8 protein-coding genes are annotated in these 13,101 nt (G+C 36.2%); 6 read left to right on the top strand and 2 right to left on the bottom strand.

From position 1 onward, the window contains the following. The first annotated feature begins 58 nt into the window (after positions 1-58). On the top strand, positions 59-856 hold the full coding sequence (locus tag D9842_RS10090) for a glycerophosphodiester phosphodiesterase (RefSeq protein ID WP_232273915.1): 798 nt from the start codon (positions 59-61) through the stop codon (positions 854-856). Positions 857-901: 45 nt separating this feature from the next. Here the strand turns inward: D9842_RS10090 and D9842_RS10085 are convergent, their stop codons facing one another. Further along, positions 902-1,084 carry a hypothetical protein gene (locus D9842_RS10085; protein ID WP_121662413.1) on the bottom strand — a complete coding sequence of 61 codons (183 nt, stop codon included), beginning with the start codon at positions 1,082-1,084 and terminating at the stop codon, positions 902-904. Between the two features lie 269 nt (positions 1,085-1,353). Then, positions 1,354-2,256 carry a glutamate biosynthesis transcriptional regulator GltC gene (locus D9842_RS10080; protein WP_121662412.1) on the bottom strand — a complete coding sequence of 301 codons (903 nt, stop codon included), beginning with the start codon at positions 2,254-2,256 and terminating at the stop codon, positions 1,354-1,356. A 138-nt stretch (positions 2,257-2,394) separates the two neighbouring features. On the opposite strand from D9842_RS10080, the gene gltB reads away from it, so the two are divergent. The 5 genes from gltB (at position 2,395) to D9842_RS10055 (ending at position 13,093) form a co-directional block, all read left to right on the top strand. Next, the gene (gene gltB, locus D9842_RS10075) at positions 2,395-6,963 is read left to right on the top strand and encodes a glutamate synthase large subunit (RefSeq protein WP_121662411.1); all 4,569 of its coding nucleotides are present in this window, start codon (positions 2,395-2,397) and stop codon (positions 6,961-6,963) included. A gap of 15 nt (positions 6,964-6,978) precedes the next feature. Further along, positions 6,979-8,463, top strand: a complete 1,485-nt coding sequence (gene gltD / locus D9842_RS10070; protein ID WP_121662410.1) for a glutamate synthase small subunit — start codon at positions 6,979-6,981, stop codon at positions 8,461-8,463. Between the two features lie 135 nt (positions 8,464-8,598). Beyond that, entirely contained in the window at positions 8,599-10,230 is a 1,632-nt protein-coding gene (locus D9842_RS10065) for a PAS domain-containing sensor histidine kinase (protein ID WP_121662409.1), read from the top strand. 381 nt (positions 10,231-10,611) lie between these two features. After that, positions 10,612-11,016: a YuzC family spore coat inner layer protein gene (locus D9842_RS10060; protein ID WP_121662408.1), complete on the top strand. Its 405-nt coding sequence runs from the start codon at positions 10,612-10,614 to the stop codon at positions 11,014-11,016. 208 nt (positions 11,017-11,224) lie between these two features. Then, the gene (locus D9842_RS10055) at positions 11,225-13,093 is read left to right on the top strand and encodes an electron transport protein (RefSeq protein WP_232273338.1); all 1,869 of its coding nucleotides are present in this window, start codon (positions 11,225-11,227) and stop codon (positions 13,091-13,093) included. Positions 13,094-13,101 lie beyond the last annotated feature (8 nt).

Raw genomic sequence — 13,101 nt, 5'->3', positions numbered from 1 at the left:
TGAATTTATGTGAGCGGTGTCCTAATATGAACAAGTAAAGGAGCTTGGAAATGTGAAGATGGTTCGTAAATTTAAAGAGAGCTTTCTATTCTCCAAAAGAAAACATCATGATATAAAAGGTAACTTCAAAGTTGTTGCACATCGAGGTGCTTCAGGGCATGCTCCTGAAAACACCATGGTAGCTTTTAATAGGGCAGTAGAGCTTGAAGCAGATTATATTGAACTTGATATACAGATGACAAAAGATGGTAAATTGGTTGTTATTCATGACCCTACCGTTGATAGGACCACGAATGGAACTGGTGAAGTCAAAGAATTTACATACGAGGAATTAAGAAAACTAGATGCTGGTTCTTGGTATCATAAGAAATTTTCTGGAGAAAAAGTTCCAAGTTTAGAAGAAGTATTGCTAACATTCAAAGGGAAAATAGGTTTGTTAATTGAAGTGAAAAATCCTGATTTATATGATGATCTTCATATGAAATTAGCTGAAGAACTTTATGTTTATAAGAAGGATATGTTTAAAAGTGAAGAGGTTATTGTTCAATCTTTTGATTTTGAATGGCTAGAGAAGTTTCATACTAAGTTAGCGCAGGTTCCTCTCGGCTTACTTGTTAAATATCGAGTGCAAGGAGTGTCAAATGTACAATTAAAAGATTGGTCTTCATTAGTCCAGTTTATAAATCCAAATAAAGCTCTTGTTACGAAAAGATTAGTAAAAAAAATTCACTCGTATAATATGAGGACTATGCCATACACAGTTAGAGATAAAAAAACAATTAAACCCCTACTAGATGCAAAAGTGGATGGAATCATAACAGACTATCCTGACTTTTTTATGAGCAACGAGAGATAAATGAACAGAAAAGAGGTTCACTTCGTGAGCCTCTTTGCATAAGGTTTAAAGATTTTCCTGCTGTTGACCAATTTCTTTTTCAGCAATTAATGAATTAGCTACTTCTTGGTTTTTATGCTCCATAACTGAATCACCATCAATATTTTTCTTATTAGGAAACGTACCATCCGTTTGTAATGTGAGTTGCTCTTGTTTTGGTGCATTAGATAGGTATTGTTCTTTTTTCATAAACAACATCCTCCTCCTTTATTTTGTATTCTTATGTTCCTCTAAAACATAGATATCATTCCAAAGAAGAAAATCCTTCAAGCTCTAACTTTTTTTCTGAATACTAAAAATGAAAGCGTTTAATTTGTATATATAATAGAAGAAACTAGGAACAAGCTTACAAGGTAACTGAATGGGAAATCCCATTAATTTCTAATTTCATACAAACTAATAAATGTTATGATTAAGCAAGAGTTGACCTAGCAAAACCAAAGTCAACTCAGGTTGATTTATTGATATTGCTCTAGCATCGAGAAAAAGTCTTTTACAAACTTATAGAACACTTTTTCCGAAGGGGCAAGATCTCTTTTTTTCGAAACGATAATTCCAACTGAACGTCGAACTAAAGGAAGTTCAATTGGTATTTTTACTGTAAAGCGGGGAATGGACTCATGAAATGTACTTTCTGGTAACAAAGTAACACCCATTCCGGCAGAAACTAAACCTTTGATAGCGTCCAAATCTTCTCCTACAGAAGATATGTTTGGAACAAATCCTGCTTGCTTACATGCTTCCACCACAATTTCTTGTAAAACAAAGCCTCTAGGGAAAAGGACGAATGAGTCATTTCTTAACTCATTAAGCAGAATACTGCTTTTGGATGCTAGGTGGTGTGTTGATGGTATTAAAGCCGAAATGCTCTCTGTAAATAAAATTGTTCCTTCAATTTCAGGATTATTTTGAGGGACTGGTCCTAAAAATGCCAAATCAATTTCACGATTCACAACAGAATCAATTAAAAATTTATAAGAGCCTTGACGTAAATGAAAGGCAACATTTGGATGCTTATCCTTAAATGCTGATATAACGGTTGGCAACAAGTGACTTGCGAGACTTGTTGGAAAGCCAATCTTAATTGTTCCTCTCTCAGGGTCTAAGTACTCATCGATCTGTTTTTTCGCATAATCAATTGCTTTCATTGCAGTTTTTGTATGAGTAAGAAACACCTTTCCGATCGGTGTAAGCTTGACATTTCGACCTTCTCTTTCAAATAAGGTAACACCTAGTTCCGCTTCCAGATTAGCAATTTGTCTACTTATTGCTGATTGAGCAACATGTAAATATTGAGCAGCTTCAGATACATGCTCACGCTCGGCTACTTCCATAAAATAACGTAATTGTCGTAATTCCATTATAGGCCTCCAAACTATTTATATCAAAATGAGATTGATTTAATCTAAATTATATATTGTTAACATTAATTTTGAAAGATATAATGTAATTATCTGAAAATTCTCGGGTGTAAGATTATCTAACGGGGGGAGATATACATGACTTACAATCAAATACCTAAAGCACAAGGTCTCTACCGTCCTGAATTTGAACATGATGCATGCGGTATCGGTTTATACGCTCATATTAAAGGCCATGCTACACATGATATTGTAAAAAAAGGACTTAGTATGCTTTGTCAATTAGACCACAGGGGTGGACAAGGCAGTGACCCATTAACAGGAGATGGTGCCGGATTAATGGTACAAATTCCTGATGCATACTTTAAAAAGGCTTGTCAGGAAATGACCCTTCCTGAAAGTGGACGCTACGGTGTCGGGATGATGTTTTTCTCAAATGACGATTCAGAACGTCTACAGATTGAAGAACAACTAAACAACTTTATTGAAGCTGAAGGTCAAACTTTATTAGGTTGGAGAGATGTACCAGTAAACGCAGAGGAAATTGGACCAGTAGCTAAATTAAGCTGCCCAGTTGTTCGTCAGGTGTTTATTGGAGCAGATGAATCAATTCAAGATAACATTACGTTTGAACGTAAATTATATGTGATCCGTAAACAAGCAGAAAACTGGGCAAGAGAGCGTGAACTACGTTTCTATTTTACTAGTCTTTCAAGCAGCACAATTGTCTACAAAGGATTATTAACTCCTGAACAGGTTGATGCATTCTATCTTGATCTACAGGATGAAGATTTCGTATCTGCTTTCTCACTAGTTCACTCACGCTTTAGTACAAATACATTCCCAAGTTGGGAAAGAGCACATCCAAATCGCTATTTAATCCATAACGGAGAAATTAACACACTTCGTGGAAACATGAATTGGATGAAAGCAAGAGAACAACAATTCGTGTCAGAAGCATTTGGCGAAGATTTAAATAAAGTACTACCAATTTTAGATGCAGACGGAAGTGACTCATCTATTTTAGATAACGCATTTGAATTCTTTGTTTTAGCTGGTCGTAAGCCAGCACATGCTGCAATGATGATGATTCCAGAACCTTGGACTGAGAATCCTCATATGAGTCCTGAAAAAAGAGCGTTCTATGAATATCATAGTTGCTTAATGGAGCCATGGGATGGTCCAACCGCAATTTCGTTTACAAATGGTAAACAAATTGGTGCGATTCTAGATCGTAATGGTCTTCGTCCAGCACGTTATTATGTAACAAAAGACGACTACATCATCTTCTCATCTGAAGTAGGTGTTATTGAAGTCGATGAAAAAGATGTTTTATACAAAGATCGCTTAAGCCCAGGGAAAATGTTGTTAATTGACTTAGAACAAGGGCGTATCATCTCTGATGAAGAGATTAAAGAAGAGATGGCGCAAGAAGAGCCATATCAAGAATGGTTAAATGAACAGCTTATTAAGCTTGATGGCCAAGCGGCAGATTTAGAAGAAGAAGTTGTAACAGATATTGCTGAGCGTCAACAAGCTTTTGGTTATACGTACGAAGATATTCAAAAATATTTACTTCCTATTATTACAGAAGGTAAAGACCCACTAGGATCAATGGGTAATGACACTCCACTTGCGGTATTGTCAGATCGCCCACAATCTTTATTTAACTACTTTAAGCAATTATTTGCTCAAGTAACAAACCCGCCAATTGATGCAATTAGGGAACAAATTGTTACATCTACAATGACTTTATTAGGTACTGAAGGAAATATTCTTCATCCTACGAAAGAAAATGCACGTAGAATTCAAATAGATTCACCTGTTCTTTCAAATGGTCAATTAGCACAATTACGTTTAAACCTACACTCTAGTTTCAAGAGTAAAACACTTCAAGCATTGTTTACGGATAATCTTGATGCAGCAGTAAATGACTTATGTGCAGAAGCAGATCAAGCAATTGCTGATGGTGTAAATATCATCATCATCTCAGATCGTGCTATGAACTCTGACAAAGTTGCTATTCCAGCACTTTTAGCAGTAGGTGCACTTCACCAACATTTAGTACGTCAAGGAACACGTACAAAGGCGAGCCTTGTCATTGAATCTGGTGAAGCAAGAGAAGTTCACCATTTCGCTGCATTAATCGGTTATGGAGTGGATGCAATTAACCCTTATTTAGCTTTTGCAACTTATAAAGAAGCTGTTTTAGATGGCAGTCTTTCATATAGCTATGATGAGGTTGTTTCAAAATACATCAAAGGTGTTACTGAAGGTGTTGTAAAAGTAATGTCTAAGATGGGGATTTCTACTGTTCAAAGCTACCGTGGTGCTCAAATCTTTGAAGCAGTTGGAATCAGCCAAGGAGTTGTCGATCGATTCTTTACTGGCACAGCGACACAGCTTGGTGGAATTGATCTAGAAACAATTGCAAAAGAAGCTGTTTTACGTCATAAAGATGCTTTTTCTGAAAAAGTTGATAAAGTATTGGATTCTGGTAGTGACTTCCAATGGAGAAAGAATGGGGAACACCATGCATTCAATCCTAAGACAATTCATACGTTACAGTGGGCTTGTCGTAAAAATGATTACAGCCTCTTTAAACAATATTCAGAAGCTGCAAATGAAGAGAGAATTGGTTTCTTACGTAATCTATTCTCATTCAACAGCAAGAAACAATCCATTTCAGTTGATGAAGTAGAATCAGTTGATTCAATCGTAAAACGTTTCAAAACAGGTGCAATGTCATTTGGTTCATTAAGTAAAGAAGCACACGAAACACTTGCGATTGCAATGAACCGTCTTGGCGGTAAGAGTAACAGTGGTGAGGGTGGAGAAGATCCAAACCGTTTTACTGCTGATGAAAATGGAGATCTTCGCCGCAGTGCTGTGAAACAAATTGCATCTGGACGTTTTGGAGTTAAGAGTCACTATCTTGTAAACGCTGATGAACTTCAAATCAAAATGGCACAAGGTGCGAAGCCTGGTGAAGGTGGACAGTTACCTGGTAACAAAGTTTACCCATGGGTTGCCGATGTTCGTGGTTCAACACCTGGTGTGGGATTAATTTCACCACCGCCTCACCATGATATTTATTCAATTGAGGATTTAGCACAGCTTATCCATGATTTGAAAAACTCAAATCGCGATGCACGTATCAGTGTAAAACTTGTTGCTAAAGCTGGTGTTGGTACAATAGCAGCAGGTGTTGCTAAAGGTGCTGCTGATGTGATTGTTATTAGTGGTTATGATGGTGGTACTGGTGCTTCTCCAAAAACAAGTATTAAACATACAGGACTTCCATGGGAGCTTGGACTGGCGGAAGCGCACCAAACGCTAATGCTGAACGGTCTTCGTGATCGCGTTGTATTAGAAACAGATGGAAAATTAATGACTGGACGTGACGTAGCTCTAGCAGCTATCTTAGGTGCAGAAGAGTATGGCTTCGCTACTGCTCCACTTGTGGTTATGGGTTGTATTATGATGCGTGTATGTCATTTAGATACTTGTCCAGTAGGTGTTGCAACACAAAATCCGGAGCTTCGTGATAAATTCACTGGAGACCCAGATCACATTGTGAACTACATGCGTTTTGTGGCTCAAGAAGTTCGTGAAATTATGGCTGAGCTTGGCTTCAGAACAATGGATGAAATGGTTGGAAGCACAGATGTTCTTGAAGTAAGTGAACGTGCGAAAGCTCACTGGAAAGCAAAACATTTAGATCTATCTACACTATTATTCCAACCTGAGGGTACTCGTACTGCAAGAATGAAACAAAACCATAAAATTGATCAATCACTGGATATGGTTGAAATTTTACCTAAAGTTGAAAAAGCAATTGAATCTGGTACACCAATTGATGCTTCATTTACTATTAAGAATATTAATCGTGTTGCAGGTACAATTGTAGGTAGTGAGATTTCAAAACGTTACGGTGAAGAAGGATTACCAGAGGATACAATTACCCTTCGTTTCACTGGCTCTGCTGGTCAAAGCTTTGGAGCATTTGTTCCTAATGGTGTGACAATGCATTTAACGGGTGATGCCAATGACTACCTAGGAAAAGGTTTATCTGGTGGTAAAATCATTGTTAAACCTTCGGCTGATTCAAGCATTGTTGCTGCTGATAATGTGATCATCGGAAATGTACCATTCTATGGTGCAACAAGCGGTGAAGCATACATTAACGGTCATGCTGGTGAACGCTTCGGTGTTCGAAACAGTGGTGCAAATGTTGTGGTTGAAGGTGTAGGAGATCATGGCTGTGAATATATGACTGGTGGCCGTGTTGTCATCCTTGGTGAAGTTGGTAAAAACTTTGGTGCAGGTATGTCTGGTGGTATTGCATACGTGCTTACTGATAACAAAGATGAGTTCAAAGCAATCTGCAATGATGAAATGATTGAATTTGAGAGTTTAGTAGATGACCAAGAAATAAACTTCTTAAAAGAAATGGTTCAAAATCATTATGATTATACAGGAAGTCCGAAAGCAAAATTTGTTCTAGATCATTGGAGTGAAACAGTAGCAAAATTTGTTAAAGTTATTCCAAAAGATTACAAGCGTATGATGAATCGTATTGCTGAGCAAATGGCAGCTGGACTAACAAATGAAGAAGCAATTATGAGTGCGTTTGAAGCAAATGCGAAATCTGAGAAAAAAGGTTCGGCGACAAAAGCGTCACGTTCCAAAGCAGTAGTACAGTAGAAAGGGGAGAGGAAGATGGGGAAAGCAACAGGATTTTTAGAGTTTAAACGTGAAGAGGCAGCTGAGCGCGACCCTCTTAAACGTTTAAATGACTGGAAAGAGTATTCAGCTCCTTTCTCTGAGGAAAAGTTAAGCAGACAAGGAGCGCGCTGCATGGATTGCGGCACTCCTTTCTGTCACATTGGTACTGAGATTAATGGTTTCACTTCAGGATGTCCAATTCATAACTTAATTCCTGAGTGGAATGACTTAGTCTATCGTGGAAGATGGAAGGAAGCATTAGAACGTTTATTGAAAACAAATAACTTCCCTGAATTTACAGGGAGAGTTTGTCCGGCACCATGTGAAGGATCTTGTAACGTGGCGATCTCAGACCCCGCCGTTACTATCAAAAACATCGAAAAAGCAATCATTGATAAAGGGTTTGAAAATGGTTGGATCACTCCGCGTGTTCCTGAAAAACGTACAGGTAAAAAGATTGCTATTGTTGGTTCAGGTCCTGCTGGTCTAGCAGCTGCAGATCAATTAAACCAAGCTGGTCATACGGTTACTGTTTATGAACGTGCTGATCGCCCAGGTGGATTGTTAACATATGGTATTCCTAACATGAAACTTGATAAGGGCATTGTTGAACGACGTGTGAACTTACTAACTCAAGAAGGTATCACTTTTGTCACGAATACTGAAGTTGGAAAAGACATCACTTCAGAACAGTTACGTGAGCAACATGATGCAGTTATTCTTTGTGTTGGAGCTCAAAAGCAGCGTGATCTGAAAATTGAAGGTCGTGAAGCAAACGGTGTTCACTTCGCAATGGATTATCTTACTGATGTAACAAAAAGCTATCTTAACACAAACTTTGAAGATGGTCAGTTTATCAATGCTGAGGGCAAAGATGTTATCGTAATTGGTGGGGGAGACACAGGTGCTGACTGTGTTGCAACAGCTATCCGCCAAAATTGTAATAGTGTTGTTCAGTTTGGTAAGCATCCGAAATTACCAATGTCACGTACAAAAGAAAATATGTGGCCAGAAGCTCCACATGTTTTCACAATGGAATATGCTTATGAGGAAGCAGAAGCTAAATTTGGCGAAGATCCTCGCCAATATTGCATCCAAACTACTAAGCTTGTTTCAGATGAAAATGGAAATCTTAAAGAACTTCATACTATTCAAATGGAAAAACTAAAAGATGAAGAAGGTCGTTACTACTTTGAAGAAGTACCAGGTTCAGAAAAAGTATGGCCTGCTCAACTAGTATTCATTGCGATTGGTTTTGAAGGAGCTGAACAACCAGTTCTAAAGCAGTTTGGTGTTGACCAGACAGCTAGAAATGTTGTTGCTGCTAAATATGGTGATTTCCGTACAAATATTGATGGTGTATTTGCCGCTGGTGATGCTCGTCGTGGTCAAAGCTTAATTGTTTGGGCTATTAACGAAGGTCGTGAAGCAGCACGTGAAGTGGATCTGTATTTAATGGGTAGTACAGTATTAGCTTAATTTTCAAATAGATTCTTATATTAAAGACCTAAAGTCTCGTACTTTAGGTCTTTTGACATTTATTCCTATTGGACTGCTCTTTTAATCTTTAGTACAATAAACTTTATGTATCCTTCAAATAAGGAGAAGTAAATCTTGAATAAATACAAAATTCTTATTGGTTATGTTTTGTTTAGTTTTATATGGATTTTAGTCACTGACAATGTATTGGTTACTATAAATATATCAAAGGAAGCTTTATTAGTATTTCAAAATATCAAGGGGTTTATTTTTGTTTTAATAACTAGTATTTTTATATACTATTTGGTCTTAAAAAGAGAAGCCTATAAAACGGAAAAACAAGAAAAGACTAAGCTATCATTGTTAATTAATTCGATGGTTGACTTTGTTAATTTTAAGGATGGAGAAGGCCGGTGGACGCGGGCAAATGATTTTGCTCTAAGGCTTTTTCAGATTGAAAACGTAAATTATATTGGGAAAAAAGATTCGGAGCTTGCTGAGTATACGGAATTTTATGCTGATGCACTTAGGTACTGTGAAACTTCAGATGAACAAGCTTGGTTGGAAGGAAAACCAAGTCGATGTATTGAAATTATCCCAATGCCTGATGGCACTACTAAAACCTTTGATACAATAAAGATCCCAAGTTTTTATGAAAATGGTTCACGAAAAGAATTAGTTGTAATGGGAAGAGATGTAACAGAAAAAGTAGAGGCTGAAAAGAAGCTTGCTGAAAGTGAACAACGATATAAATCACTGTTTGAGTTCAATCCTGAACTTGTTTATATGATCAATTTAGATGGCAAGCTTACCGATGTGAATGAACATTTTGTTCGTTTTACTGGTTTTGAAAAAGGGAAATTTATAAATAAATCAGTATTACCTTTAATAGCTAGTAAAGACCATTCTAGAGTTAGAGAGGCATTTAACAGCGTTATTTATCAACATACACCATGGATAAACGAGGAAATTGAACTGATTCAAAAAGATCGTTCAGTTAAAGTGTTAAGGTGTACGTCAATGCCAATGATTATTAATGATAAAACCGTAGGAATTATTGGCTATGCAGTCGACATTACAAAAGAAAAAGAAACAGAGCTATTGCTTCTTAAATCAGAAAAATTATCTGTAGTTGGAGAGTTAGCTGCAAGTGTTGCTCACGAAATACGGAATCCATTAACATCTTTAAAAGGCTTCGTCCAGATGCTTCAGGCAGATTCTACGAAAAATAAACATTATTATAATATTATGCTTGATGAACTAGAACGGATTAACATCATATCAAGCGAGTTATTAGTACTTGCCAAACCCCAAAAAATACAGTTTCAAAAGATAAACATAAACCATCTCTTAGCAGATGTTCAGCAATTACTAAAATCTGAAGCAAATTTATATGGTGTTACATTGGATGTAGAGGTTAACACATCGATTCCTTTAATTGATTGTGAGCCAAATCAATTAAAGCAACTCTTTATAAATATAATAAAAAATTCAATTGAAGCATCAGCAAATTATGTTACAGTTACAGTTGGAATGGCTAATAATCAGAGTATTGATATTACGTTTAAAGATAATGGCTGTGGCATTGATGAGGATCGGTTGCAGCATCTTGGTGAACCATTTTATTCTATGAAAGAAAAAGGGACTGGTCTTGGTCTGACTGTTAGTTATAGAATTGTTGAGTTTCATAAAGGAAAGATTTCATTCAAGAGTGTCGTGAATAAAGGCACTGAGGTGAATGTATTACTTCCAACGACAAAACCCTAATTTTTTAGGGTTTTTTATATCTCTAAAAATTATATGTTTATTTAAAACAGGAATTAAAAATCCACACATTATTTTTGAGTAGGGATAATATATAATAAAAGTTGCATTAGTAAAATTTTTTTAGTGAAACGCAAAATTTAGATCATAAATGAAAAATTTATAAAGAAAGGTAGGTTGTGTATATGGAAAAATCTCGTCGTTTAGAGAAATATGACAAGTTGTTTGTTCAAAAAAGGATTTATCGTTTTCTAATGTCATTTTTACCAGTTTTTGTAGCATTTTGCATTCTGTCATTTTTACAATATTTAGAATTATAATCACGAATTATTGTAAACACCGTATATTATTTATGTGCAATTTTATTAAAAGGAGCTGCTAGTAATGACACAATTATACTGTTATCCAATGTGTTATTGTCCGCCTTACTTCAATGCTGCAAGACAGATTCATCCATTTCCTTCCTTTGCTAGTTATTCACCTTCAATAAGACAATATCCTGAAGTAGACCCGACGTTGTTAGAGCAATCAGCAAAGTCTATGCAAAAGTTAATGAAAGAAGCCAGTTTAGTTTTAAACAAGTTGGCTGATTCAAAAGACTTTGCAACAAAAGTGATGTCTGCAGCGCAACAATCGAATAAGAAAGAAGTGGATAAATTAATTCAATCAACTGGCATTAAATCAAAAGTTAATACTACTTTTAATCCAGATGGAATTAATATGAGACTTTCATCGGCAATTGGAGAAGCTGAATGCTGTCATTTAACCATTGCACTAAGGTGGCTTTAATCTCTCTTAAGTCATAAGGAGCAAAAATTCCTCTATCCTTTTTATATCCTCTAGGTTAAATCTTTAATGACTATAGCACTAATAAAGTTATGCTCCTTAGCTATATTATTAACTTCCATTTTTAAGCACATTGGTCGTATTTTACAATGAATAACTAACCTATTTAGATAAATATTAAGTACAAACATATGAAAAAAGGAGAATTTTTTTGCGAAAAGCTATCCTCATATTATCTGTATTTATCATTGGATTAATAGGCGTTATTACATATTTTTCAATAGTAGGATTCCAATATGCTTATATCCCTCCTGATGAAATTGTTGACAATAAAGAATCAGACAAACTTCCCGATGTGAAAAATGTTTCTTACATACAGGATGAGAATTCTGAAGAGCTTATTAAGCTAGGGAAAAAGCTATTTTATGAAGAAACGTTTGGTAATGAAGTGTTTTTTTCAGATATTATGGGGATGTTTGATGGAACTTTCACCTTAACGAATGTAGGAAAAGCGATAGTAAAGTTAAACGGACAAGGAACTGATAATTTATTAGTGGAGGCCGCTGAAACAGTAAAAATTGGTGATCGGACAATAGAAAAGGGAGAGCTGATCGAAACAGGACTTGATGTACCAAAAGGTGCTCTCACTCCACTTGGTGTTAAATTCGTATATGAAAAGGGAAATATTAAAGCTGGGATTAGTTGTGCTGTTTGTCACTCCACACTAAACGAACAAAAAGAAGTTGTACATGGAATGACAAACAGTGATTTAAATATTGGTTTACTTGTAGCCATGGGTACTAATTCAGCATCGTATTTTTCACATACAGAGATGGAAAGTATAAAAGAATTTATTTCAACAAATGATCGACTAGTCGAAAGTACAAAAGGAGAAAAAGTTGCGCTTCCTGATATTGAACAACTAGAAGATTTTGTTGACAGAGAAGTCATGAAGTGGCCAAAAGGAAGTAATGATACAACCATTGATTTTAAAAATAACCCGGTACAAATAATAGATGTTTATACAAAAGGTGATCATCCGTATGGCTGGAGTGGACAAGGTCAAATTGGACCCTTTAAAGGACTAAGTGCTGCTATAAACAATGCTCATGCTCAAAATATGGATACACTTTCGCAAACATCAATTAGTAATGAAATATTAAAAATTGATAAAGAGCTTTATTTAGGTACTCTTCTTCAAAACGCAGCAAGGAAAAGGTATCGTTATGACCCGGAGTCTGAGGAAAAGCCTTCAGAGTTTTTTGCAAAAGTTGATCCTACACCCGGTGTGGATGGAGTAAACACACTAATCCCAGCACCTACTTATCCAAGACCTTCATATGTAACAAGTGTTGGATTATTTTCAAGTTCTAAAGGATATAAAGCTTGGGAGCAAAAAAATGCATTATCTGCTTTTATGAATTCATTGCATCCTCCTAAAACAACTATAAAATCAAATGAAAAAACAGTAGAAGAGGGACGAAAAGTTTTTGTGAAAGCAGGATGTATAGCGTGCCACGGAGGGAATTATTTAACGAATAATAAAATAATCCCTTCTGAAGAGATCAAAACGGATGATTCTAGAGCAAAGGGCTTTCAAGCAACAGAGAATTATTTTACCTTACCATCCATATATGATCCAAGTACACCAGTGCCATTGCCAGAAAATCCGGTTGTGCAAAAAATTCCGTTAACAGAAGAGCAAAGGGAACAGCTAAGGTTAGCTTGGGCCCATGGTGGAACAAATGGTGCTTATAAAACAATTAGCTTAATTGGCTTGAACTGGAGTGCACCTTATTTGCATGATGGAGGAGTTGCAGTTGGTAAAGACCTTGTGAATGAAATTGGTGTACCTGGGACGATTTTGAGGGGTATAAAACCTGATCCACGAAATAGTTTGTTGGCAATGATTGACTCCTCATTAAGAAAAAAGGTCATCAAGGTAAATAATGAAAATCACAATTTAAAAACGGCTCATGTAAGTGGAAAAGGACATGATTTCTGGGTTGACCCCACAACAGGATTTACAAAAGAACAGCAACAAGCACTGATTGATTATTTATTGAAGGTATCTGATTAAAAAATGAT

Source organism: Metabacillus litoralis (assembly GCF_003667825.1).
GTDB classification, from domain to species: domain Bacteria; phylum Bacillota; class Bacilli; order Bacillales; family Bacillaceae; genus Metabacillus; species Metabacillus litoralis_B.
The sequence above is the reverse complement of the archived record's forward strand: the minus strand, read 5'-3'. Positions and strand labels throughout refer to the sequence as shown.